Raw genomic sequence first — 24434 nt, 5'->3', positions numbered from 1 at the left:
AGTACTACCGACTTCGTGTTGGGGGTACTTGCAGACGCCCCTTTTTCACACCGCGGCCAGGAGCTTGGCGATCTCGGGCGCTGCCTTCTCCCGGTCGGCAGGCACCAGGCCGATGCGGGTGCGCCGGTCGAGGATGTCGTCGGCGTCCAGCGCGCCCTCGTGGTTGATCGCGTGGACGACGTCGGCCTCGGTGACGCCCGGCGCGATCGGCGTGGTCGGCAGCGGCCTGTCGTCCACCAGGCGGATGTCCTTGGTGCGGCAGGGGAGTTGGGTCAGGTTCGTCGCGTTCACCGCGTCCGCCGCCATCTTGCGGTAGGTGGTGAGCTTGCCGCCGACGACCGTGATCACGCCGTTGGGGGCGGTGAGCACGGCGTGGTGGCGGGAGAGATCGGCTGTCTGGCCTTCTGCTTCGAGCAGTGGGCGCAGGCCGGCGTAGCTGCCGATGACGTCCGCGCGGGTCAGATCCCGTTGCAGGACACCGGAAGCTGTCTTGAGCAGGAAGTCCACATCGGACTCGGGGACCGTCGGCACGTCCGGGATCTCGTCGACCGGCTCGTCGGTGAGACCGAGGTACGCGCGGCCGTTCGCCTGGGGCAGCAGGAGTGCGTAGCGGTTGCGTTCGCCGGGCACCGGGATCGTCAGCGCGGTTTCGCTGAGGCCGACGGACTTCGCGTCCACGACCAGGTGTGAGCCGCGGGACGGCTTGAGCCGCACCGGTGCCAGCGTGCCCGCCCAGACACCCGTCGCGTTGATCACCGCTCTGGCCTTGACGGCGAACGTGGTGCCGGTGAGGACGTCGTGCACCTCGGCGCCGTCGCCTTGCAGCGTCACGACTTTCGCCCGCGTGATGATGCGGGCACCGAACCCGGCGGCTGTGCGCGCGAGGGCGACCACCAGGCGGGCGTCGTCGACGAGCTGGCCGTCGTAGTTGAGCAGTCCACCGATGAGGTTCTCGGGGCTCAGTCCGGGAACCAGCGCCAGCGCCTCCTGTTTGGGCACGCGCCGCGGCCTGGGCAGCACGCTGGCGGGCGTGCCGGCGGCGATGCGCAGGGCGTTGCCCGCCTTGAGCCCGGCCATCACGAAGTGGTTCGCGTTGGTGTGCAACGGGAAGAGCATCGGCAGCGTGCGGGTGAGGTGCGGCGCGGTCCTGGTCATCAGGATGCCGCGCTCGACCGCGCTCTCGTGGGCGAGCTTCACGTCGCCTTTGGCCAGGTAGCGCAGGCCGCCGTGGACGAGCTTGCTGGACCACCGCGACGTCCCGAACGCCAGGTCGTGCGCCTCCAGCAGCACCGTCTTGAGGCCACGCGACGCCGCGTCGAGCGCGACGCCCGTGCCGGTGACCCCGCCGCCGATGACCAGCACGTCGGCGACTTCCTGTTGTGCTGCTTCGAGGTCCTGCGCGCGCCGGGTGGCGTTCAGGGAGGTGTTCACGGCTTCAGCGCCCCGTCCAGTTGCTTGCCCAGCTCGTCCAGCAGTGAGGTGAAGTCGAGCCCGGACGTGGCGGGCCTGGTGGAGAGCACCATCGACTGCGTGGTCAGCAACACCACGCGCGCCTGGGTCTTGGCGTCCCCGAACCGGATCGACCCGTCGACGTGCCCGGCCTCGATCTGCCCGACGAGGAACTGCTCGACCAGCCGCTGCGTGCTGCCGAGCCGGTCGGTGAGGTACGGCAGCATCAGGTCCGCGTCGAGCTGCAGGACGCGCTGCATGATCGGATTGCCCGACAGCAGCCGGATGGCGTCCTTGGCCCTGCTGACCAGCTGCTCGCGGGCGTTGCCCCGGCCGCCGGACTGGTCGGCCTCTTCCAGCAGCGCGGCGAACTCGCGGGTCATCAGCGCGCGCACCAGGTGGTCGACGTCGGGGTAGCGCCGGTAGAGCGTCATGCGGCTCACGCCGGCGCGTTTTGCCACGTCGGTGAGGGTGGTCCGGCGTACCCCGACCTCCAGAACACACTCACGGGTGGCGTCGAGCAATGCGTCGTGGGTGTGACGTTGAGACGTCATGTGTCACACTGTAGCAGTGACCAGGGCTAGATGGACCACTGAGACCGTGCCTTTGCCGCCGCACGCGCTGGCTTGGTTGAGTCAGCGGGTTGGGTTGGGGGAGCCGTTCGTCGAGGCGCCGGTGTCGGTGCCCGAGTCGGCCTTGTCCGAGGACGCCTTCACGGCGTTGGAGGCTGTCAGCACCATCAGTCTTGATGCTGCTGATCGGCTTGGCCGTGCTGGTGGGTTGTCCTACCTGGATCTGTTGCGGCATCGCGGGCACGGGGATGTTGTCGTGCCTGACGCCGTGGTGCAGCCGGCGACGCCTGACGAGGTTGCCGAGGTGCTGTCGGTTTGCGTCGAGTACGACGTTGCCGTGGTGCCGTTTGGTGGGGGCACTTCTGTTGTCGGTGGGGTCGAGGCTCTGCGTGGGGCCAAGTCGGCTGTGGTGGCGTTGGATCTGGCTGGGCTTGGGGCGTTGGTCTCGGTGGACCCCGTGTCTCGGGTCGCTGTGTTGCAGGCTGGGTTGACCGGGCCTGAGGCGGAGAGGTTGTTGGGGGAGCACGGGTTCACGCTCGGTCATGTGCCGCAGTCGTTTGAGCGGGCCACGATCGGCGGGTTCGCTGCCACTCGGTCGGCTGGGCAGGCTTCCTCGGGCTACGGCCGTTTCGAAGACATGGTCGAGTCTGTGCGGGTTGCCACGCCTGTTGGGGAGTGGGTTGTTGGTTCGGCGCCTGCTTCTGCTGCTGGGCCTGACTTGAAGCAGTTGGTGTTGGGTAGTGAGGGGCTTTTCGGGGTTATCACCGAGGTTTCCGTGCGGGTTCGGCCTAAGCCGTATGGGGCTCGGTATGAGGGGTTTGTGGTTGATGGGTGGGAGGCCGGGGCTGAGTTGGTGCGGTCCCTGGCTCAGGACGGCGTGCTGGCTGATGTCACTCGGTTGTCCGATGAGGACGAGACTGAGGTTGCGTTGGAGTTGGCTGGGGGCAAGGCTTCTGCGTTGAAGAAGTATCTGAGGTTCCGGGGGGTTGAGCGGCCCTGCCTGGTGATTCTCGGGTGGGAGTGTCGGTCGCGGTCGGCGACTATGAGTGCGTTGAGTGGTAGGAAAGTTGTGCGGTTGGGGCGGGCTATGGGGGCTTCCTGGCTGCATGGGCGGTTCAACGGGCCTCGGCAGCGGGATGCGTTGCTGGATGCTGGGGTTTGTGTTGAGACCTTGGAGACTGCCACGCACTGGTCTCGGGTTTCGGAGTTGCGGGATGCCGTGCGCGCTGCGTTGGTTGCTGAGCTTGGGAATCCTGTGGTGATGTGCCATGTCTCGCATGCTTATGAGACTGGGGCTTCGTTGTATTTCACGGTGTTGGTGCCTCGGGATCTTGAGGATCCGGTTGGGCAGTGGGGGCGGGCCAAGGTTGCTGCTTCTGAGGTGATTTCGCGGTTGGGGACGATCACGCACCATCACGCGGTTGGGCGGGATCATCAGCCGTGGGTGGAGAGGGAGATCGGGGCTATCGGGGTGGATGTGTTGCGGGCGGTGAAGGATCGGCTGGATCCGACTGGGATTCTCAACCCTGGGAAGCTGATTTAGGGGTCGCTGGCTTTGAGGGTGGTTGGGTTGCGGGCGGCGAGTTTGCGGTTGAGTGCTTCCCCTGGGGGACTCCGTCCCCCAGACCCCCTGCCAATCTGATCAGGGGGTACCACGCCGTACGCGGGTTGATGGCACGCCTGTTGCGTTGGGCGGCTGCCGGTTGCGTAGGTGGTGCGGTCCGGGCGGGTCCCCGTCACAAGCCGTACCAGAGCGGGCCACAACCAGGCAGGGGTGTCAACTCGACGAAAAGCGTGTCGAGTTGACACCCCTGCCTGGTTGCAGCATGTGCTGGGCACGACTCGTGACGGGGACCCGCCCGGAGCGCCGTTTCAAGCGTTAAAGCGCCTCGGCTTCGCCGTCGGGGCGGCTCGCCTTCGGCTTCGCGTCAGAACTGCACGAGCATCTTGCCGGTGTTCTCTCCGCGCAGCATGCCTAGGAAGGCTGCTGGGGCTTGGCGGGCGCCGCCTTCGATTACGGTTTCGCTGTACTTGAGGTCGCCGGAGGCGATCCAGGCGGCCACTTCGGTGATGAACTGCTGCTGCAGGGCCTTGTGGTCGCCTACCAGCATGCCGCGCAGGGTCAGGCGCTTGGCGAGGATCTGGATCATGTTGCTGGGGCCGGTGGGCTTCTTGTCGGCGTTGTACTGCGAGATTGCGCCGCACATGGTGATTCGGCCGTTGAGGTTCAGGGAGTCGATGGCTGCCTCGAGGTGCTCGCCGCCCACGTTGTCGAAGTAGACGTCGATGCCGTTGGGGGCCGCTGCGGCGAGTTGTTCGGCGACGGGGCCCTCCTTGTAGTTGAAGGCGGCGTCGAAGCCGAGTTCTTCGGTGAGGTACTTGACCTTGTCGGCGGAGCCTGCGGAGCCGATGACTCGGGAGGCGCCCTTCAGGCGGGCGATCTGGCCTACCAGTTGGCCTACGGCGCCTGCTGCGCCGGAGACGAAGACGGCGTCGCCTGGCTTGAACTCCGCGGTGGCCAGGAGGCCTGCGTAGGCGGTCAGGCCGGGCATGCCGAGGACGCCCAGGTAGGCGGAGAGCGGGGCGACCGTTGGGTCGACCTTCACCGAGTGGGCGGCGGGGACTACGGCGTATTCGCGCCAGCCCAGGCCGTGGAGGACGTTGTCGCCTACGGCGAGGTCGGTGACGTTCGGGCCGACGGCGACGATTTCGCCCACTGCGCCGCCGTCGAGAGGGGCGCCTACCTGGAACGGCGGGACGTAGGACTTGACGTCGTTCATGCGGCCGCGCATGTACGGGTCGACGCTCATGACCACGTTGCGCACGAGGATCTGGCCTTCGCCTGGCGTGGGGACCTCGACCTCGGCGATCTCGAAGTTGTCCTCGGTCGGCCAGCCGGTGGGGCGGGACGCGAGCCGGACCTCGAGGGCGGTGCTGGTCATGGTCGAACCATCTCCATCCAAAGTAATTGCGGATCAGTTATCCGGTTCAACAGGCTGTACGGGGAGACTGTTCCGGAATGTGAGCTAGACCGCAGGGAGAAGGGTGACGACGTCTCGGTAGGCGAAGCCGAGCTTGCGGTACAGGGCGATCGCCGGCGCCTTGTGGTTCTCCACGAAGAGGGCGCATGTGCCGTAGAGGGATAACAGGGATGACGTTACGAACTGGCACACGCGCTGGCCTAGGCCTTGTCCTGTGTGTGAGGGGTGTACTGCCACGCCCATCATGAAACCTACGTCGACGGACGACCACGCCTCGGCTGCCGTTGCCACCAGCTCGTTGTTCATGCGGACGCCTGCCCAGCGGCGCACGCCTGTTTCGCCTGGCCATGCCCACGAATCGGGGTTGGCCGTACGCAGCAACGGCGGTACGTCGTCCAGGCAGGACAGCCACGACACGTCGTCAGGCAGGTCTAACGAGCCTGATCTGTCCATCCACCCGAACGGCTTGTCTTCCACCCACGGCGTGGGCATCAGGGAGGAGACGTCGGCGGCTAGTGGCCGTTCCATCAACGGGCGTAAGGAGACGCCACGGCCGTGTGCTGCCAACAGCGAAGCCACACCTTCTGCCGGGCCCGACAGCACCAGCCGTCGACGGCGGGTCAGCTCCGGGGCGTAGACGGCTACGGCGCCGCGGTGCTCCCAGGCTGCACCGTCGGCTGACAACGCCTGGGACGCCCACCTGACCAAGGGGTCGGAGCAGGCGTCCAGCACGTCGGCCGTGGTGCGTAACCGGCGCACTTAGTCCTTCTGCTTGCGGCGCAACAGGGTTCGCTTGGCCAGCGAGTCCTCCAGCGCCTGGTACGCCAGGTCCATCGCGTGGTTGTACTCGCCCTGGGGGCGGGGCGGGACGGACTCGTCCGGGGCGGGGAAGGTGACCATCTGCAGCCAGCGCTCGTTCCACAGCTGCTCGACGGCCTGTTCCCAGTGCAGCGCGGCGCCCATCCGCACGACCCGTTCGCGGTCTCGCACTTCGGCGATCCGCTGCTGGGTCGACGCGATCCGCTCGGCGAGTTCGGCGCACCGCACCTCGTCCAGCTTGCGCTGGCGGGCCGCGGCGTCCGTGGCGATGGCGATGATCTCCTTGTAGCGCTCGACCGCTGAAAGGTTCTCAGTCGGGGCGGGCACCTCGATCACCTCCTCGCTCTGGCGCTGCGCGGGCACCGGCTCGAACATCGTCGTCATCATCGGGTTCATGACGCTTCTCCAGTGTCGAACGGGATGATCACTTGCGGTCGCGAGTGCTCGAACCTGTCGAAGAACAGGCCGCGGCGGGGCCTTGGTGACCACGCCATCACCTGCTCGGGTCCGAGCGAGAGCAGTTCCTTGCCCTGGACGTCGAACGCCACCCAGGCGCCGATGTCGTCGTAGACGCCTGGTGGGAGGCATGCCTTCAGCCTCTGCACACCGCGCCACCAGCCCAGTACGTGCGTGCGGTTCTCCGGGCCGTGCTTCAGGACCGTCCGCAGACTGTCCACACCGGACGTCCGCGTTGTCGGATCCTTCTGCTCCAGCAACGTCTGTGCGGCGTCCACGCCGTACAGGACCAGGTAGTGCGGTGACGGCGGGGTGTCGGCCGTGCCCGTGTTCAGCGACTGCAGGCGGGCCGCGGTGCGGTCCAGCAGTTCGCGGATGCCGTCGATGCCGATCACCGAAGCATCATGACCGTCGGCGCTCAGGCGTTTTGCCAGATGCAACGCCGCGGGCATCGCCTCGTCGACCAGGCAGGCCAGCGTGAACGCCGCTTCGTGCGGCTCGTGCTGCCTGCCCAGCGACGCGGCCGCTCCGCCGAGCACCGCGGCCGCGTCCTGGACCACGGAGCCGATCACCGCGATGTTGCGGCCCGGGGTCCGGGCGAAACGCACACGCGCCGCGCTGCCCGCGACGTCGATGACCTGTCCAAGAAGCACGGTAGGCGATGCGTCGCCGGGCCGCAGGTCGAGGAAGTCCGGCAGGGCGTCCAGGAACGGGACCTTGCTGCCGTCGAACAGGCCGGGTGCCCGGCCGGGGTCGCGCTTCCACAGCGTGCGCTGCAGGAAGTCCATGGTGTCCTTGGACGTCGAGTCCGGGATGCGGCAGATCTCGTTGCCCGGCTTCACACCCGACTCGTGGTTGATCACCGCGTGCCAGCGCGGCAGTTCGACCGCGGCGTCGTTCGCGGGCTCTGCCAGCACCCGGCGCGCCTTGGGCAGCGCGATCCGGACGGTGAACTGCTCGAAGATCGCCGACTTGCCCCAGAAGCCCTCGATGCCCGAGACGTCCTGCGAGGACAGCACGAGGTGGATGCCCTGCGAGCGACCGCGCCGGGCGACGTCCTCCAGCAGCTGCGTGGCGGCGGCCGTGACCTGGTCGCGTTCGCCGAACAGGTACTGGAACTCGTCGATCACCGCGACGATCCGCGGCCACCGCCCGGAGGGGTCCTCGGCGCGCAGGTGCTCCAGCTTGGTGACCTCGTGCTGCTTGGCCGCGTCCGCCCGCCGGCGCATCTCGTCGGCCAGGAACCGCAGCAGTGCCACGCCGAACTCGCGGTCGGTGTTGACGTTCACGCCGACCAGGCGCGCGTGCGGCAGCCACGACGGGTCCTTGCGGCCGGGCGCGAACTGCGCGAACGACACGCCTTCCTTGAAGTCCAGCAGGTACAGCTCCAGCTCGGACGGCGAGTACCGCGCGCACAACGAACCGAGCATCGCGTACAGGAAGTTCGTCTTGCCGGAACCGGAAGGCCCGCCGATCAACGCGTGCGGCGAGGTGTCGCCGAGCTGCACGCAGACCGGCTCACCGTCGTCGAACCCCACGGGCGCGACGACTCCGGCCGCCGACGTCTCCGTCCACATGTGTTCGGGCAGCAGATCCCCGAACTTGCTCATGCGTGAACGCCGCTCCTCGCGCTTGTCCGCGATGGCGGCACAGGCGCGCGGCACGAGAGTGCGCGGCAGAGCGGGATCCAGCGTCACCGTCACGTGCTTGCCGGTCATCGTGCACGACGCGGTGCCGTCGCCGCGCGACGAGACCGTCTCCACCGGCGAGTTGATCGTGATCGGGATGTCCACGATGAACAGCTGCACACCGCACGCCAAACCGTTGCGCGCCACCCGTTGCAGCTGCTGCTGGTGTTCTTCCTTCAACGCCTTGCGGTTGCCGAACAGCACGGCGATCCGCCACGGCTCGGTGCGCCGGCCCTCACCGCTGACCGCACGCACGGTCAGGTGCCCGTCGACCAGCACCTTGGTGTGCACCTGGCGGATGTGCTCGGACAGCTCGTCGAGCAGTTCGTGCAACCGCGCGGGATCGTGCACGGTCAGCAAACCGGCGCGCGTCAACGGGTAGAGCCCCGGCAACGACCCGGTCAGCTGGCCGACGTCCCACACGTGCACGTGCACGAGGCCCGGCTGGAAGTGCGAGAGCACCCGCAGCAACAGGTTCTCCACCAGCGTGTCCGCGTGCTGGCGACCGTCCGGAGTGGACGAGATGTGCAGGTGTGCCTGGTCCAGCAGCGGGACCGCGACGGGGAACGGCGCGGCCTCCGGCGCGGACGTCACCACGCCGGTGCCGATCCGCCACAGCTCCGGCACACCCTCGCTGCCGTCGTGCGTGCCCGGCGTGCCGAGCCACGACTCGTGCGGCCACGAAGCCGGGCCCGCGGCGACCGTGTTCACCAACGCGGTCAGCTGGTCGGGGCCCGAGGTCGTCCACTCGTGGTACGACTGCTGCCAGTCGTGCTTGATCTGGGCGAGCCGCTCGGTGAACTCGGCCATCGAGAGCGGCGCCTGACGGGGATTCCGCAGGCGCTTCTCGTCGACTGTCAGGAACGGCGTCGCGTTCTTCAGTGCCACGTCCTGGAGCGCCTTGTCGACGCCCATGCCGCGCACGGTGAACTCGAACATGTCCTTGGCGTGCTCGATGGCGAGCGCCCGGTGTTCGCGCGCCACGGCTCCCAGCGCGGCCGAGACGGCGCGCTGGAAGTCCGCGAAGGCGTCCTCGACCCTTCGCCGCCGGTCGTCCCGCCTGCTCATCACATCTCCACGGTGAGTCGTTGGATGCGCTCCAGGGTTCCCGCCATCAGCTCAAGCTGATCAGGAAATCTTTCCTTCGCGCGCACGAACTCCGGTGGAAGCAGCGACTCGTGGTGGTTCTCACTCGACTCGGCGAGGATCGCCACGGCCTCGTCGAGGCCGTCCTGCGCGGATCGCACACTGCGGTACGACTCGCGCAGGATCTCGCTCGCCTGCTCGAGCGCGGCACGAACCTCGGCGATGGATGCCATCAAAGCCTGCTGTTGATGCCCTCGGCGCCGGAAATGCCCGCCCCGAGGTAGTTCTGCAGTTCGCTCACGCCGGACACGACCTGGGCGAACTGGGCGTTCGTCGTCTCGACGTCCGCCTGCACAGAGCCCTGCGTGACCGATGTCAGCAGTTGCTGCGCGTCCTCGGCGAGCTCAGCCGCCTGTTGGAGGGCCGACTGGCTTTGGCTCGCCTTGTCGATCGCCTGGGCAATTGCGGCACGGACCTCTTCGATGCTGGCCATGTCGGCTCCCGAACCCTCCCGGAACAGAGTGGTCGTACAACCACCCTCAGTAGAGATTGTGGCGTGATTTTCACAGTTGAGAGCGAAGATCGGCTAACCGGGTGGATGCCTGAATCCACTCGAACGGGCCTTGCTTTAATGATCAGTTAGGCGCGGCGCTGGCCCCTTGACTCAGCGTGTAGTGACACTCACAAAGTCCCCTACAGCCTGTTGTGCAGACCTACCGACCGGCCGGGTGAATCAAGACGGCCTCACGGGTGAGTTGTCACGCAAAGTGCCTGCACCGAACGGGTCATCTCCAGCCCACGCCTCCACCAGAACTCGCTCGGCGCCCGGAACCAGTGCGCAGATGACGTCGGGCTCGTCGAGCACGGTCCACGCGGTAGGGGGCTCGCACGCCACTCGCGGCACCAGGATCCCGTCGCCCAGTCCGCGGACGAACGTGCGCACCGCTCGTGCGAGGGCCGCCGCGACGTTGTGAGTGGCCTTCTCCGGGCTCGGGAGCGTGATGACGACGGCCCAGCAGCCGGGCTCCTCGTCGGAGCAGTCACGGGCGTCCAGGACCTGCGCACCGGGGCCGCTGGTGAGCGTGCCGCACGCGGCACGCGCCTGTTGCTCGTCCGCCGCCTCGACCACGACGGTGATGAGCAGCACGAGGTCATCCACGTCCGAAATGGTGTCAGACGACCCGGCGAACGAACTCCAGCACCCGAGTGACGGCCTCCGCGTCGGTCAGCAACCCGTCCGCGATGTACTCCTCGAACGCGGACCCGCGAATCCGGTCGGTCCCCGCCCGCGTGTCCGAGATCGGCACGATCTCGTCGTCCGACCCGTGCAGCCACAACGTCGGCAACACACCGAGCTCCGGTCCGAAGTTGACCTCGTCCATGAGGTCGGCCAGCTCGTTGGACGCGCCGTCCCAGATGCCGAGCACCGGCGACACCAGAACCAGCGCGGCGAGCCCGGAATGCGTTTGGGCATGACGAACCGCGGCGGGCGCACCGGTGAAGTGTCCAATCAGGACGACCGGCAGCTCGGCGTCCTTCACCGCAGATTCGATGTCCTCGGTCACCACGACCGGAACGCCGGCGGTGCGCAGCGAGACGGCGATGCGCTCGCCGTGCGGCAGCACGGCGAGCCATCCAGGTGCGTGCATCTACGAAGCGTAGAAGGCGCTGATCTCGATCCGGCCACCGGAACACACAGGTCCGAGCGTCCACGGCACGGTCAGCGGCACCGTCTCGTCCGGCGGGATGGCCGCGGCCTTCGACGGTTCGGGCTGACACGGCCCCTCGACGGGTTCACTGCCCGCCGGCACGACGCCCCAGTGCAGGTTCGCCGACGCCTTGCCACCCGGTGCGAGCGTCATGGCCGCAGGCGCGGGATCGGCCTTGCGCTCCAACTTCGTCGGCACCGCACCGGAAGCGTTCTCCAGCTGGAAACCGCTGTAGCCGTTCAACGTGCACGGCATGGTGCCGGAGTTCGTCACGACGAACTTGCCGTACCGGTTGCCCGCGCCGGCGTCGGTCGGGTCGACCTGTCCCTTCAACACGGACGAGTCGCAGCGCTTCACGGCAGGAACGGCCGCCCCCGAGTTGCCGGCGGGCGCGGAAGTGGGCGTCGACGACGGGGTGGACGGAGCGGTCGGCAGCGTCTGACCGCCGCTGTCCGAGGTTCTGTCGCCGCAGGCCGCCACGCCAGCAAGCACCAGCAGTCCGCAAGCGATCAACCGTCGAGTCATGGGTGCACCTCCTACCAGTGAGGATGTGCCCAAATACCAACTCGCCCACACAACGTGCCGGAAATTCACCGTATCTGGTGGACGTCCCATCCGTCGGGCAGCTCGGACATGCCCTTCACGGCCGCGGTCCAGATGTAGGTCCAGGCGATCCGGCCGTCCGGCAGCACTACGCGCACGCGGCGGTAGTCCTCGCCCTCGTACTCGTCGAGCAGCGGCAGCGCCTGCTCCGGCGACTTCAGCCGCAGCACGAAGCCGGGCACGCCGAGTCCGGCGCCGGGGCGCAGTGCGGGGTAGCCCTGGCCCGTGTCGAACAACGTGCCGGGCAGGTGGGTCTCCTCCGACTCCACGACGTGCGGTTCCATCAGCTGCCAAGCGCTTGCGCCCGGCTGGAGCGTGCCGTAGACGAACAGCAGCTCTGGCCAGTCGTCCGCGGACGGTTCGCCGAGCACCTCGGTCACGTCCAGTCCGTCCGTCATGGCGGCCCTCTCGCCGAGCGTGAGGGCGCGTCGCTGCGAGACGTCCTCGCAACGGACCATACGGCCGTTGAAGAGCACGGGCATCCGCTTCTTGGAGCCTGCGGTGTAGGCCAGCACGCTGTCGATGACGCCGCCGTTGTAGAGCACCACACGGCCCGTGTGCAGGCGTACGAGGCGGTAGCGCAGTCCGCGGCCCTCGCAGCGGTCCAGCACGCGCAGCTGTTCGGGCGTGGCGAACCAGACGGAGTGCTCCTCGACGTGGCCGGGTTCGGCGGCCAGGGTCGCGGGACGCTGGCCGTCACGGGCGCGCATGCCCGCGGCCCAGACAGCAGAAAAGCCCTCACAGCGTGCGCGCAGCACGACGGCGGGGCCTTCGAGTCCGAGCTCTTCGCGGAGCCAGGTGACCTTGCTGGGATTGGCGTTCGAGCCGTAGCCGAGCACCGGCATTCGAGCGGCCAACGGGGGTTCGCCGTGGTTCGCGAGCCATTGGTCTAGATCGATGTTCTCGGGCTCAACTCGCCATCCCGACTCCATGCTGAGGTCCGGTCGCACTGGCCAGCCTGTTTCGTCCACGTGGACGAAACAGTGGTCTGGACGAGTGCCCGGATAGGGCTCCGCCGGATGGCTTTCGTCGGTGAACGGTTGGGCCATTGGTCCATTGTGCCAGTTCCAGGGGCCAGATCGCGCCCCCTGATCGTGACCCATCCGATGTATGTCTCGGGTTTCTAGGGTATGGGTGAGATCTTTCACTGAGCATTCGAGTGACTGACCCGATGTCTATCTGTCGACACTCCGGCGGCGCTCAGGAGGCGTCATAGCGTTGCTGCGCCTGGGAGACCTCCGGCTGGTTCGCTTCGATCCAGTGCGCGAGCGCCACGAGGTGGTTCGCCGCGCCCTTGCCGAGCGGCGTCAGCGTGTACTCGACGTGCGGCGGGATGACCGGCTTCACCTCGCGGTGCACGAACCCGTCGCGCTCCAGCGTGCGCAGCGTCTGGGTGAGCATCTTCTCGCTGACGATCTCCAGCTCGCGGCGCAGGTCGCTGAACCGCCGCGTGCTGCCGTCGGACAGGGCCTGCAGCACCAGCACGCCCCACCGGCTTGTGACGTGCTCCATGATCGCCCGCTCCGGACATGTCGTGACCTGCATGCTCACCTCCACGTAAGTACCCCACCTCAAAGTGGGTACTTTCCACAGGTTAGCGCTAACCGTAGCTTCGTGGCTATGACGATCCTCATCACCGGAGCAACCGGCCAGCTCGGCAACGCCGTCGCCCGCTACGTCCTCGACCGCACGGACGAGCAGGTCATCGTGTCCGTGCGGGACCCGAAGAAGGTCACGCTCGAAGGCGTCGAGGTCCGGCAGGGCGACTTCGACCAGCCCGAGACCCTCGACTTCCGCGGCGTCGACAAGCTGCTCATCGTGTCCTCGGGCGCGCACGACTCGGCCGTCCGCATCCAGCAGCACGCCAACGCCATCGCCAAGGCGAAGGAGCACGGCGTCGGCCACGTCTTCTACACCAGCGTCACCGACGCCGACACGTCCACGTTGAGCGTCGCGGAGGTGCACAAGGCCGCCGAGGACGCCATCCGCGCCACCGGCCTCACGTTCACGTTCCTGCGCAACGGCATGTACCACGAGAACTACCTGGACTCGCTGGCCCAGGACGTGGTCGCCACGTCCACCAAGGACGGCCGCGTCGCGAGCGCCCCGCGGGACGACTACGCGCTGGCCGCCGCCGTCACGCTCACCACGGACGGCCACGAGAACGCCGTCTACGAGCTGACCGGCTCGACCAGCTGGTCGTTCCCCGAGGTCGCGGGTGACAGGTTCCGCGACGTCAGCGACGACGACCTGATCGCGGCGGGCCTGCCTCCGTTCGTGGTCGACTTCTTCGTGGCCATCCGCGACGGCGTGCTCGCCGAGGTCCGCCCGGACCTGGAAAAGCTGATCGGCCGGCCCACCCGCCCCATCACCTCTAGGTGAACTCGGGATGCGCCTCCGGGTGCGCGTCCCACCACCTGCGGTACTCCGGGTTGCGGTCCAGCACCGACCGGTAGGCGTCGGCGGCGCACGCGAACACCTCGTGCGCCCGCCCCGCCACCGGTGAGTCACGCCGGGTGGCCACGAAGATGTCGGTCATCAGCGGCATCCCGCGCAAGCGCCTGATCACGATGCCCTCGCCGGTGCGGGAGGGTGCCGCGGCGAACGACACGCAGCCGCCCGCCACCAGGCCGCGGGCCATGCTCGCCTCGCCCGTGTGGTGCGTCAGCCGGGGTACGAACCCGGCGTCCGCGCAGGCCTGGAACATCTGCGTGCGGCTGCCGATGTGCTGCTTGGGCGGTGTCACCCAGTCGCGGTCGGAGAGCTGGGCGAGGTCGATCTCGTCCTGCTCGGCCAGCGGGTCCGTCTCCGGCAGCGCGACGAACGCCGGTTCGGTCACCAGCTTGCGCAGCTCGATGCCCGCCAGGTCACGCGCGTGCATGCCGTCGAAGAACTCGAACAGGGCCACGTGGACCTGGCCGGCCTCCAGCATGTCCACGATCTCCGCCGACGACGGCCGCACTTCGGCGCGCACGTCGTCGTTGAGCGACTTCAGGCCGTCCACGAGGTTGGCGAAGTACAGGATCGGGATGCAGCCGAAGAACAGCGGACCACGCCGGTCCGTCTCCTTCGTGGTGCTCATCAGCTGAGCCATCTCGTCGAGCACGAGTCTCGCCGTGCCCAGCACTCGACGGCCCAGGTCCGTTGGGACGCAACCGTTGCGCGTTCGGTCGAACAGCTGGCCGCCGACGAGTCTCTCGACCGTGCGCAGCTGCGCGGACAAAGCGGGTTGGGTGAGTCCGAGCCGCGTCGCGGCCCTGGTGACGCTGCCTTCTTCGGCGATGGTGCGAACCGCGCGAAGGTGACGGAGCTCCAGCTCGGGCATAAAGACCTTGTATCCCCCTTCTGAATGCGCCGCCACCCTTCGATCGGGGCATAGTGACTTCGATCGATCATCCGGCCCGGCGCTTGCGGCAGCGCTCACGGGTCCGGCGCGGGAGGGTGCGCACCCCTCGGTTCGACGCTGCTGTCGCGCACCCTGCGCACCGCGGCAGCGGCGTCGAACCCATGGCGGCCCCGATCAGGGGATGATGACCGCGGCTCCGGTCACGGTGACTCGCCGGTCCTCGCGCGTGGCGTCGACTTCGAGCCGGGACGGTCTGCCCATGTCCTCACCCTGACTGATGACGAACCGTTGTGGCCCTTCGAGGTCACGCAGGTAGCCACCGAACGCAGCCGCGGCAGCGCCCGTCGCCGCGTCCTCGACCACGCCACCGACCGGGAACGGGTCGCGGGCGTGCACGAGGTCCGCGGATTCGCGCCAGAACAGGTGCACGGTCGTGAGGTCGTGCGCGAGCATCAGGTCGCGCAACGCGTCGAAGTCGTAGTCGAGGTTCGCGAGCTGCTCGCGGTCCTTCAGCGGGATCAGCAGGTGGCGCGCTCCACCGAAGCCGACGTGCACGGGCCCGTCGCCGATCTCCTCGTACCCCAGCGCTTTCATGGCCTGTCGGACCAGCTCGGGATCCGCCGGCGACGTGCTGGTCGGCACGCTCGTCAACGACGCGGTGCCGTCGGCGGTCTCGATGGTGATCTCACCGGCCGGCGTGTGGAACGTCAGCGGCCCGTCGCCGATCCGTTCGGCCAGCGCGACCGACGTGGCGATGGTGGCGTGGCCGCAGAACGGCACCTCGGCCTTGGGGCTGAAGTACCGGACGTCGAACTCGCGCGTGCCGGGGCGCGGCAGCACGAACGCGGTCTCGGAGTAGCCCACCTCGGCGGCGATGCCGAGCATCTCGTCGTCCGACAGACCCGTCGCGTCGAGCACGACCCCCGCCGGGTTGCCGCCGGCCGGGTCGTTCGTGAACGCGCTGTAGCGCAGTAGCCCCGTGTCGCTCATACCCCGGTGCAACACGTAGCCGTGCTGAAGTCTTTCGGACCACCGGACGCTGCGGTAGCGGATCATCCCGATCTTCTGGAGCACCCGTCCGGACGCGATGTTCGCCGCGTCGTGACCGGCGATCATCCGGTCCTCGATCGCCAGTGCCCGCTCCTTGAGCCGCCGGGCGATCCGGGTGGCCACGCCGCGGCCCCAGTGGGCGGGGTCGACCCAGTAGCCGATCTCGATCTCGCCGGGACCGCGGGTGACCAGCTGCGCGATGCCGACGACCGTGCCGTCCTCGACGACGGCGTGCAGCCCGAAGCCGTGCTCGTCCCAGTGCCGCAGTGCCTGCTCGTGCCGTTCTTCCGCGTACTCCGGCGTCCAGGGCTGCCCGTCGCCGACGTACGTGGTCATCCTCGGGTCGGTGGCCCAGCGCAGCATGTGCTCGAAGTGCTCGTCGCTCCAACGCACGAGTTCCATGGCACTCATCGTGCCTCAGGAGAACTGCGGGAGAAGCCCTTCGCAGGTGCGGACGACGATCTGCGCGGCCTTGCGATGCTCGTTCGGCGCGTGCACGTCAGCTGCCTGCGCCTGCCAGCGCACCAGCGCGTCGAGCAACGCCTCCCGCTGGTCGCGCGGGTCGGCCTCGTAGTCGAAACCCAGGCGCGCCAACGGAGCTGTGCCCTCGGCGCCGACCAGCCGCAGCGCCTCGGCCTGCAGTTCGGCCGGCAGTTTCGTGCGTCCGGACTGCAGTGCGGCCACGAGCCGCAGCTCGCGGAAGTCGTGCGCGGAGGCGACGACCCGTTCGAGGTCGGCCATCAGCTTGCGGGCGTTCTGCCGCGGCTCCATCCGGAACAGCACGTCCAGCGCCAGCAACGCCGAGCGCGCCTTGAGGATCTCGCGCCGCTCGGTGAAGTGGATCGCGATCGAGTCGCGCAGCTCGCCGAGCCCGCTGCGCTGCACGAGCTGGCCGGTCAGCTTCACCTGGGAGTCGAAGCCCTGCCGGATCAGCGCGGTGATCAGCCGGACGCCGAAGATCCCGAACCGCTCCAGCAACGCCTGCCGCACAGCGGGTTCCATCGCCAGCGGGAACTGCTCGCCGACGAACCGGTCCGCCGACAGCAGGTGGTCCTCCAGCTCCTCGCGGCCCAGCGACGAGAGCACTCGCAGCGCCGCGAACTCGTCCTCCCGCAACGTCCTCGCGGCCACGGCCAGCAGCCCGGCGACCGAGACCACGTTCTGGCACAACGGTTGTACGGCCACATCGCGGCGGTAGCGGCGGGCGATCTGCTTGGCGGACGACAGCGCGTCGATCCGCCCGGCCCCGATCTCGTCGGCGCGGGCGAGCACCGCGACGGTGTGCACCGCGGCGGTCCGGGCGATCGGGTGGTCGTTGGCCGCCTGCAAGAACTTCAGGTCGTCGTCCTGCACGTGTCGCATCAGGTACAGCAACGCGTCCGCGTCACCCAGGACCTGTTCTGGCGTGGCGTCGGCCGGTGTGTCGATCAGCACGATGTCCCGCAACGTCCGTGCGGGCCACTCGACGACGACCCGGTCGGCACGGTCGAACTGGCCGATCTCGACGTGGTGCCTGCTGCCGCGCCTGCCGATGGTGACCTCGTGCGGGCGGCCGGGTCCGGAGAAGACGTGCGCTCGCGGTTCGGTCCCGCCGCGGTACCAGACGAACGAGCTCAACGGTGCGAACTCGTCCCCGATCAGGGCGCTGACCAGCGTGGACTTGCCGATGCGCGACCGGCCCGCCACCGCGATCCGGACGGGTTCTGTGTAGCGCTCGACGTGCGTGCGCAGCCAGGCCGTGGCACGGGGGCTGTCGCGGTAGACAGCCAGTGCTTCCTGCAGCATCGACCAGACGACGCGGTCCAAAGTCACGCGGAGAGCTCCATCGTGGGACCCCCGAGTGCCTGAACCCGCTTGTACAGCGTCACGAGCTTGTCCAGCTCCTTGCGGCCTTCGCGCATCCGACGCTCGCGTTCGGTCTGGTCGTCCTGCACCGCGCGCTTGGCGCTGCGGGCCGACTCCAGCAACGTCTCCTGCAGCTCTTCCGCGAGCGTGCTGAAGTGGTTGCGCAGCGAGCGCTGGATGTGGCGGCCGGAGTCGCGGACGTCCTTGGAGAACTTCATGAAGAAGTCGTCCACGTGCCGTTGCGCGGCGGCTTTCGCGGCGGCCTGGCGGCGCTTCAACCGTTGGTCGCTCTCGTCCAGGATCGACTTGCCACCGAACAACGCACCGGCGCCGAGCGAGATCACGTTGATCAGCGGCATGCCGGCCAGCGAGGTGACCAGACCGAACATCAGCACGCCGCCGTAGGAGCCGCGCAGACCGGTGAAGAGCTTCTGCGGGACCGAGAACGGCTCGATCTTCGGCTTCTCCAGCTTGCTCGCCGGCTCCAGCAGGTCGTCCGGCAGCACCGAGCCCGGGATCAGGTCCTCGCGGTAGACCGGGAAGTTCTTCGCGACCTTCGCGGCCACCCACTCCGCGCGTTCCATCAGCCAGGCGAAGTTCGTGGTGGCGGCCTCGTTGAGGTTGTCCTCCAGCCACTGCTCGAACTTGTCCCAGCCGATCGCGGGGTCGGCCTCGTCGTAGGTCTTGTCGACCTCGCGCAGGATCTTGCGGGTCCGGTCACGCAGGTCGTACTCGACGTCGGAGATCAGGTCGGCCATCTCGTCGTTGAGCACGTTCTGCCAGCGCGCGGACCGTCGTCGTAGCTCGTCGACGCGCCGTTGGGCTTCTTGCAACGTCGAGATCGTGGCGACCGTGCGGGACGAGTCGTGGGCCGTCAGTTCTTCGCGCAACGGCGTGACGAGCTGGGTGAGCGCGCTCGACGCGACGACGGCGACGGCGCGGCGGGCCAGCAGATCGGCACTCGCCACGATGTCGCGTTGCACGCAGGCCAGGAGTTCGGGGAAGCCGGATTCGGTGTTGAGGCGCTGGTCGCCGGTCTTCGCGGCGCGCAGCCTCAGCGCTGACGAAACGGGGATGAGCTTGGCCCGCACGCCGGCGCGGGCGAGCAGGGCCCGGTTGCGTTCCACGACGGTGCGCCAGGCGGGCACCAGGTCGATCTTCGTCACGACGACGGTGACGTTCGGGCAGGCCTCCATGACCTTCTTGAGCAGTGTCATCTCGGCCGAGGTCAGCTCGCCGGTGGCGTCGGAGACCAGCAGCACGGCGTCGGCCTGCATCAGCGTCGCGAACGTGCTGGCGGTGTGCGCGGACCGGGTGTCGCCGACGCCGGGGGTGTCGATCAGGACCAGGCCGCTGTCGAGCAACGCCCGCGGGATGCCGATCTCGGCTCGCACCACGTGCTGCGCGGTGGCCTGTTTCGTCACCTGCTCGATCGGGACCGCGATGCGCTCGGTCGGCGTGTGGAAGATCGACCCGCGGGCGGACGCGTTGCGGACCAGCGCGGCCGACGGCGTGTCGGCGTGCTGGACGAAAGTCGGCACAGTCGTCGTGATGTCGTCGCCCACCGCACATACGGGGGCGTTGAGCAACGCGTTGACGAGCTGGCTCTTGCCTTGTTTGGACTCGCCGACGACGAGAACGCGCAACTTGGGGTCCAGTTGCTGAGCCCGCTTTTCGCGCAGCCGGGCCTCCAGATCAGGCCGCCGGTGCGTGACGCAGGCCCCGATCGTCTCGTCGAGCACGTCGAGCCAGGGCGGTGCCATCACCTGACTCATAGTGCCGTGTTCACCCCCTTGGGTGAAAGCCTGGAACGCAAGACCGGTTCCATTCGGACGAGACCGGGCTGTTCGGGGAGGCGGTGACGTTTCTCACCGCGCCGGGTTCTTCCTGCTGAGACACCGAACCGGCCCTGTCCGGGGGACAGGGCCGGTCCGATTTCGAAAATGGTCAGCCGAGCAGGCCCAGGTCGAGGTCGCCGACGACCGGCAGGTCGTGGGTGACGCCGGTGACGCCGCCGAGCACGTTGCCGACACCGGCGGTGTCGCCGGCCACGCCGGTGACGGAGCCCGTGAGGCCGGTGGCGGTGTCGACCACGCCGGACGCGGTGTGCTGGACCTGGCCGAGGGTGTCGTCGGTCTTCACGCCGATGTTGCCGTCGGAGATGCTGTCCAGGCCGGTCACGTTGAGCACGTTCAGGCTGGCGTCGCCGCCGCCGAGCACGCCCAGCGCGTCGTGGGTCAGGCCGGTCACGCCGCCCAGGTGGCCGAGGATGCCGTCGGCACCGGGAACGGCCGAGGTGACGCCGCCCAGCGAGGAGTCGACGGTCGCGGTCGCGGTGTCGGTCACGTCGAGGACGGAGCCGGTGACCGGGGACGCGGTCTGGTCGAGGACCGAGGTCACGTCGTTGACGGCGGAGAAGTCACCGTCGAGCTTGACCGCGCCGGCGCCGTAGGTGTCGGCGGTGTTCGTGCCAGCCCACACGGTCAGGCCGTCCTCGTCGACGGCGAGCAGGCCGGCGGACGAGGTGGTGAGGTTGTCGAGGGACAGACCCGACGAGGTCAGCTGAGACGCGACGGCCTGCAGCTGGCTGATGGCGCCGAGCGGTCCCTCCGCGAGGACGTCCTCCGCGACACCGTCCAGGTAGACGCCCTCGAGGCTCGGCACGCCTGCGGGGGTCTCCGGGAGGAGGTCGATGACCAGCGGAATGACTTCCTGCACGTCAACGGCGGTGATGTCGGCCAGCCCGGCCTGCTCCAGGGTGCCCTGAGCATCGGTGGCGAACGCGGCCTTGAGGGACGGGTCGCTGAGCAGGTTGAGCACGAAGTCGTGGAGCGTGCTGGGCGACTGCATCATCTGAAAGCTCTTCTCCTGGTTGAACCACGTATCAATTGGGGTGTGGCCAAAAGTTATGAGAGCGGGCCCACCCCCAGCATCGGGGATCACTCCCAGTCAATCCCCGTTCCCCAATGGGGTGACGCTCGTTGACCCCCTAGGGGATTAGGGGCACCGCTTGAGCGTCTCTTGTTCACCCGTGTAGGTACTGGTCGCTGCTGCGAACAGGTGAGGAAGAGACTTGGCGTACGTACTCGGAGTCGATGTCGGGACCACCCGGACGACTGCTGCGGTGTGCCGTCTCGACGGTGCCAGGGACGCGGAGATCGCCCTGGTCGTGCCGTCATCGTTGCAGCTCACAGGGGCTGGAACGTTCTCGGTCGGCGAGATCGACACCGAAGGTTGGTCGGCCTCCGGTTTCGCCCGCAGGGTCGGTGACGTGGTGCCGTTCTCGCTGGGCCCGGAGACGTGCCCGGCCGAGGAACTGACCGCGTTGCTGATCATGTGGGTGATCAACGAGGTGGTCACCCGAGAGGGTGAACAGCCCCGCCACGTGGCCGTGAGCCACCCAGCCGGGTGGGGCCCCTATCGACGGGGACAGCTTCACGCTGCGTTGCGGGCGGTCGGCGTGCACGAGGTGACGCTCGCCCCAGAGCCGTTCGCGGCCGCAGAGAACCACGCCGTGCGCTCCCGTGTCGTGCCGGACGCGTCGCTGGCGGTGTTCTCGCTGGGCAGTCACGCGTTTTCGGCATCGGTCGTGCGGCGATCACAGTCGCGGACGTTCGACCTGGTCAACCACGTCGAGGGCATCGACCACCACGCCGGCGCCGACTTCGACGACCTGCTGGCGGGCCTGGTCCGCGGCCGGCTCGGCAAGGACGGGTTCGTGTCGGTCGCCGAGTGCGAGGTGGCGAAGCGGTCGTTCGGTCCGGGTGTCGTGATCAGCGGGGTCGAGATCGGCCGCGACGAGTTCATCGAGGAGATCCGCCCGTCCGTGGACCACCTGGTCAGCACTTTTGTTCGTGCGCTGGGCACCGTGCAGCCCGACGCGGTGCTGCTCGTCGGTGGCGGCTGCCGGATGTCCGTGATCGGCGACGCGCTGTCGGCCTCCGTCGACTGCCGCGTGCTGGCCGAGGCCGCCCCCGAGCACTCGGTCGCGAAGGGCCTGGCGGTCGCCGCCCGGCTCGTCCTGCTGGGACCCGAGATCGAGCCGGAACCGTTCGACACCTCGGTACTGGTGCACACCCGCGAAGCGTCGTTGCGGTTCCCGGTCGGCGAGATCGCCCGCCCCGACGACGACGAGTTCACCGCGCCCCCGCCCCGCCCGCCGGTGGACGTCTCGCCCCTGGAACTCCCGCCGCGGCGGGTGAAGCGCGTGACGAGCGCGCTGAAGCCGGCCGGACGCCGCGGTTCCCGATCAGACTCCCGATTCGACGATGAGGACGGCCGTTGAGCGTGACCACGCGAGCCAGGTTGGTGCTGGACTCCTCCGTGCGAGATGTCCTCGACCGGATCAACGACGCCGCGCCGGGCGACCGCCTGCGCGTTGTCGTTGCGGCGCCTGGTGGTTACGGCAAGACAGCGTTGCTATCGGAGGTGACCAACTCCGCCGTGCGCGTGGTCGACGACGCGCACCTGCTGGACGACGCCTCCCTGCGTGCGCTCGCTTCTGAGCCTCTGCTCGTTCTGGCTTACCGGCCGTGGCCGCGTCGTGCGGTGCTGGCCGAGGTGGCTCGTAGCGCGGTGGTTGTGCCGTTGGAGCCGTTCTCGCGTGAGCAGGTTCGCGACTTTCTGCACGCGTCCAAGCCTGTTGTGGATTTCGTCTTCGCTCAGACCGGTGGTGTTCCTGGTCTCGTGGAGCGTCTTGGTGCTGCGTCCGAGGTTTCCGCTGATGCCCTGAGTGCGTTTCGTGCCGAGCTCGACTGGTTGGACCCGGATCTGCAGAAGTTCCTGCTGGCTGCCGAGGCCGGCGCCGCTCAGCGTCTGGATCTGTTGTCGGCGTTGCTGGACAAGGACTTCGACGAGGTCAGCGACATCATCGAGGCCGCTCGCGCCACCGGGTTGCTGGCCGAGGACGGCACCTTGTTCCCGCTGGCGCATCGCGCGGTGGGGGCGCTGACCCGTGCTGAGCGGCGGATCGCGGTGCGGCAGAAGTTGGCGCAGCTCCAGCTCGACCGCGGGGGTCCGGTTCTCGAGTTGGTGCGGCCGTTGCTGGACACCGGGATCGGTGGTGCGGTGTTCGCTGCCGCTGCTCGGGAGGCGCTGTCTTCTGATCCTGGGTTGGCCGCTCGGCTGTTCAAGGCTTCTGCCGGTGGTGGTTCGCCATCTCCTGAAATTGCCGCGCAGTGGGCTACCGCCTCGGCGATGGCCGGCGATCTGGATGGTGCGCTGCGGCTCGCCGACCAGGTGATTTCGGCGTCGGACACGCCGCATCGGCGTACGGCTGCCGAGGTTGCGGCGGTGGCGTTGGCTCACCGCGGGCAGTTGGCTCGAAGTACTGAGCTGTTCCGGTGGGCTGCGACGCCTTATGCGGCTGCGTTCGCCGGGGTGGGGTTGATCGGTACTGGGCATCTCTTTGAGGAGACGCCTCCGCAGCCGCCGACGATGCTCGGTGGAGCGGCGTCGTTGATGCTGCAGGGAGTTCGGCAGTCTGTCGTCGGGGCGGAGACCGCCGCACTGTCCACTTTGGTCCGGGCTTCGTCGATGCTGGAACCTGCTGGTGGGGCCGTGCTGTTGCCGGACAGTCCGGCTGCGTTGGCCGCCTTGGTGGCTGTGCATTGCGGCGAGCCGAACGTGGCGGAGTCGGTGCTGGATCGGGCGGTGGAGACCGGGACCGGCGGCGTGCTGATGTCGGTGCGGCATCGGTTGTTGCAGGCCTGGTTGCAGATGTTGCGCGGGAATCTGGCTGTCGCGCGTGAGACGTTGATGTCGGTTCGTGGGGCGTTCGAGCCTCGGGACTGGATCTTCGCGGTGGCGCTGGAGGTCGGGGTTGCTCGGCGCAACTCCGACCTGGCCACGTTGCGGAGGACGTGGGAGCAGGCTTGTGAGGCTGTTCTGCGGCACCCGGTGGATCTGTTCAGCTTGTTGCCGTTGGGGGAGTTCGCTGCGGCGGCGGCTCGGTTGAGGGATCAGGAGCGGTTGGCTCCGCATCTGGCGCAGGCGGCTGCTTTGTTGCGAGGGCTGGGGAATCCGCCGTTGTGGACCACGCAGTTGCGGTGGAGTTTGTTGCACGCTGCGATCATTGATGAGAACACCGCTGGTGCGGAGGAGCATGCGGCCGCGTTGGCGGTGAATCGGGAGCGGTCTCGGTACTGCGCGATTGTTTCTGCTGCTGCTGAGTGCTGGCTGGATGTGGTCGCCGGCAAGGTGGATGCGGATCGGGTTGAGGTGGCTGCCCGGAGTTTGCACGCGGTGGGGCTTTGGTGGGATGCGTCGCGGTTGGCTGGGCAGGCGGCCATTCGGACTTCGGATCGGCAGGCGATGGTTCGGCTGCTGGATTGTGCTCGGTTGTTGCAGGGGAGGCCGGTTTCTGCTCGGCGTGGGGGCGTGGGTGGGGACGGGGATGTTCCTGCGGTGGTTGAGGATGCCGGGAAGTTGAGTGATCGGGAGAGGGAGGTTGCTCAGCTGGTGGTGGAGGGGATGACTTACAAGCAGGTCGGGGATCGGTTGTTCATCTCGGCCAAGACGGTTGAGCACCACATGGCTCGGATGCGGCAGAGGTTGGGGTCGACTTCTCGGTCGGATTTGTTGGGGCAGTTGCGGCACATTTTGGGGGCTTGAGCGCGGGCTTTGCCGGTGGTTGGGTTGCGGGCGGCGAGTTCCTGTTGAGTGCTTCCCTCTGGGGCTCGGCCCCCAGACCCCCGCCAATCTGATCTGGGGAGTCCTCCGCCGTGCGTGGGTTGATGGCACGCCTGGTGCGTTGGGCGGAGTTGCGTTGCGTGGGTGGTGCGGTCCGTGCGGGCCCCGTCACGAGCCGTACCAGAGCGAGCCACCCACGG

The 24434-nt window shown here is 68.2% G+C and carries 22 protein-coding genes; 4 read left to right on the top strand and 18 right to left on the bottom strand.

Translation table 11 applies throughout. The annotated features are described in order from the left end of the window. Positions 1 to 45: 45 nt before the first annotated feature. Positions 46 to 1431: a glycerol-3-phosphate dehydrogenase/oxidase gene (locus tag SK803_RS41845; protein ID WP_319971774.1), complete on the bottom strand. Its 1386-nt coding sequence runs from the start codon at positions 1429 to 1431 to the stop codon at positions 46 to 48. After that, on the bottom strand, positions 1428 to 2003 hold the full coding sequence (locus SK803_RS41840) for a TetR/AcrR family transcriptional regulator (RefSeq protein ID WP_319971773.1): 576 nt from the start codon (positions 2001 to 2003) through the stop codon (positions 1428 to 1430). Before SK803_RS41840 ends, SK803_RS41845 begins: the two co-directional genes overlap by 4 nt. Positions 2004 to 2277: 274 nt before the next feature. Between SK803_RS41840 and SK803_RS41835 the strand changes: the two genes are divergently transcribed. Further along, complete coding sequence (locus SK803_RS41835) at positions 2278 to 3564, top strand: FAD-binding oxidoreductase (protein ID WP_406601662.1); 1287 nt, start codon at positions 2278 to 2280, stop codon at positions 3562 to 3564. A 385-nt stretch (positions 3565 to 3949) separates the two neighbouring features. On the opposite strand, the gene SK803_RS41830 is transcribed toward SK803_RS41835, so the two are convergent. The 11 genes from SK803_RS41830 to SK803_RS41780 form a co-directional block, all read right to left on the bottom strand. Beyond that, positions 3950 to 4963, bottom strand: coding sequence for an NADP-dependent oxidoreductase (locus SK803_RS41830; protein ID WP_319971771.1), 1014 nt, complete (start codon positions 4961 to 4963; stop codon positions 3950 to 3952). Between the two features lie 84 nt (positions 4964 to 5047). Then, positions 5048 to 5761 (bottom strand): GNAT family N-acetyltransferase, encoded by a 714-nt coding sequence (locus SK803_RS41825; protein WP_319971770.1) that lies wholly within the window; start codon positions 5759 to 5761, stop codon positions 5048 to 5050. Next, on the bottom strand, positions 5762 to 6217 hold the full coding sequence (locus SK803_RS41820) for a hypothetical protein (RefSeq protein WP_319971769.1): 456 nt from the start codon (positions 6215 to 6217) through the stop codon (positions 5762 to 5764). Then, on the bottom strand, positions 6214 to 9033 hold the full coding sequence (locus SK803_RS41815; protein WP_319971768.1) for an FtsK/SpoIIIE domain-containing protein: 2820 nt from the start codon (positions 9031 to 9033) through the stop codon (positions 6214 to 6216). The genes SK803_RS41820 and SK803_RS41815 overlap by 4 nt, the downstream gene beginning before the upstream one ends. Continuing rightward, on the bottom strand, positions 9033 to 9284 hold the full coding sequence (locus SK803_RS41810; RefSeq protein ID WP_319971767.1) for a hypothetical protein: 252 nt from the start codon (positions 9282 to 9284) through the stop codon (positions 9033 to 9035). The genes SK803_RS41815 and SK803_RS41810 overlap by 1 nt, the downstream gene beginning before the upstream one ends. Continuing rightward, positions 9284 to 9544, bottom strand: a complete 261-nt coding sequence (locus SK803_RS41805; RefSeq protein ID WP_030467713.1) for a hypothetical protein — start codon at positions 9542 to 9544, stop codon at positions 9284 to 9286. The genes SK803_RS41810 and SK803_RS41805 overlap by 1 nt, the downstream gene beginning before the upstream one ends. A 240-nt stretch (positions 9545 to 9784) precedes the next feature. Then, the gene (locus tag SK803_RS41800) at positions 9785 to 10210 is read right to left on the bottom strand and encodes a hypothetical protein (protein ID WP_319971766.1); all 426 of its coding nucleotides are present in this window, start codon (positions 10208 to 10210) and stop codon (positions 9785 to 9787) included. 13 nt (positions 10211 to 10223) lie between these two features. Next, positions 10224 to 10700, bottom strand: a complete 477-nt coding sequence (locus tag SK803_RS41795) for an alpha/beta hydrolase (RefSeq protein ID WP_319971765.1) — start codon at positions 10698 to 10700, stop codon at positions 10224 to 10226. Further along, positions 10701 to 11285, bottom strand: coding sequence for a DUF4232 domain-containing protein (locus SK803_RS41790; protein ID WP_319971764.1), 585 nt, complete (start codon positions 11283 to 11285; stop codon positions 10701 to 10703). A gap of 65 nt (positions 11286 to 11350) precedes the next feature. Further along, on the bottom strand, positions 11351 to 12295 hold the full coding sequence (locus SK803_RS41785; protein ID WP_319971763.1) for a gamma-glutamylcyclotransferase family protein: 945 nt from the start codon (positions 12293 to 12295) through the stop codon (positions 11351 to 11353). Between the two features lie 268 nt (positions 12296 to 12563). Next, complete coding sequence (locus SK803_RS41780) at positions 12564 to 12908, bottom strand: winged helix-turn-helix transcriptional regulator (RefSeq protein ID WP_319971762.1); 345 nt, start codon at positions 12906 to 12908, stop codon at positions 12564 to 12566. 75 nt (positions 12909 to 12983) lie between these two features. On the opposite strand from SK803_RS41780, the gene SK803_RS41775 reads away from it, so the two are divergent. After that, positions 12984 to 13745, top strand: coding sequence for an SDR family oxidoreductase (locus tag SK803_RS41775; protein WP_319971761.1), 762 nt, complete (start codon positions 12984 to 12986; stop codon positions 13743 to 13745). Here SK803_RS41775 and SK803_RS41770 read toward each other — a convergent pair. The 5 genes from SK803_RS41770 to SK803_RS41750 form a co-directional block, all read right to left on the bottom strand. Next, on the bottom strand, positions 13738 to 14688 hold the full coding sequence (locus tag SK803_RS41770) for a LysR family transcriptional regulator (RefSeq protein WP_319971760.1): 951 nt from the start codon (positions 14686 to 14688) through the stop codon (positions 13738 to 13740). The two genes, SK803_RS41775 and SK803_RS41770, sit on opposite strands and share 8 nt — an antisense overlap. A 195-nt stretch (positions 14689 to 14883) precedes the next feature. Next, the gene (locus SK803_RS41765) at positions 14884 to 16161 is read right to left on the bottom strand and encodes a PhzF family phenazine biosynthesis isomerase (protein ID WP_319971759.1); all 1278 of its coding nucleotides are present in this window, start codon (positions 16159 to 16161) and stop codon (positions 14884 to 14886) included. Between the two features lie 15 nt (positions 16162 to 16176). Next, complete coding sequence (locus SK803_RS41760) at positions 16177 to 17571, bottom strand: hypothetical protein (RefSeq protein ID WP_319971758.1); 1395 nt, start codon at positions 17569 to 17571, stop codon at positions 16177 to 16179. Continuing rightward, positions 17568 to 19367: a dynamin family protein gene (locus tag SK803_RS41755; RefSeq protein WP_319971816.1), complete on the bottom strand. Its 1800-nt coding sequence runs from the start codon at positions 19365 to 19367 to the stop codon at positions 17568 to 17570. The genes SK803_RS41760 and SK803_RS41755 overlap by 4 nt, the downstream gene beginning before the upstream one ends. A 184-nt stretch (positions 19368 to 19551) precedes the next feature. Continuing rightward, positions 19552 to 20457 (bottom strand): IniB N-terminal domain-containing protein, encoded by a 906-nt coding sequence (locus tag SK803_RS41750; protein ID WP_319971757.1) that lies wholly within the window; start codon positions 20455 to 20457, stop codon positions 19552 to 19554. Between the two features lie 220 nt (positions 20458 to 20677). Between SK803_RS41750 and SK803_RS41745 the strand changes: the two genes are divergently transcribed. Together SK803_RS41745 and SK803_RS41740 are read left to right on the top strand one after the other, a co-directional pair. Beyond that, on the top strand, positions 20678 to 21889 hold the full coding sequence (locus SK803_RS41745) for an Hsp70 family protein (RefSeq protein WP_319971756.1): 1212 nt from the start codon (positions 20678 to 20680) through the stop codon (positions 21887 to 21889). A gap of 2 nt (positions 21890 to 21891) precedes the next feature. Then, positions 21892 to 24216 carry a helix-turn-helix transcriptional regulator gene (locus SK803_RS41740; RefSeq protein WP_319971755.1) on the top strand — a complete coding sequence of 775 codons (2325 nt, stop codon included), beginning with the start codon at positions 21892 to 21894 and terminating at the stop codon, positions 24214 to 24216. Positions 24217 to 24434: the final 218 nt, after the last annotated feature.

It is taken from the genome of Lentzea miocenica, from assembly GCF_033949945.1.
Lineage (GTDB): Bacteria > Actinomycetota > Actinomycetes > Mycobacteriales > Pseudonocardiaceae > Lentzea > Lentzea miocenica.
This window is presented reverse-complemented; position numbering and strand designations above follow the sequence as displayed.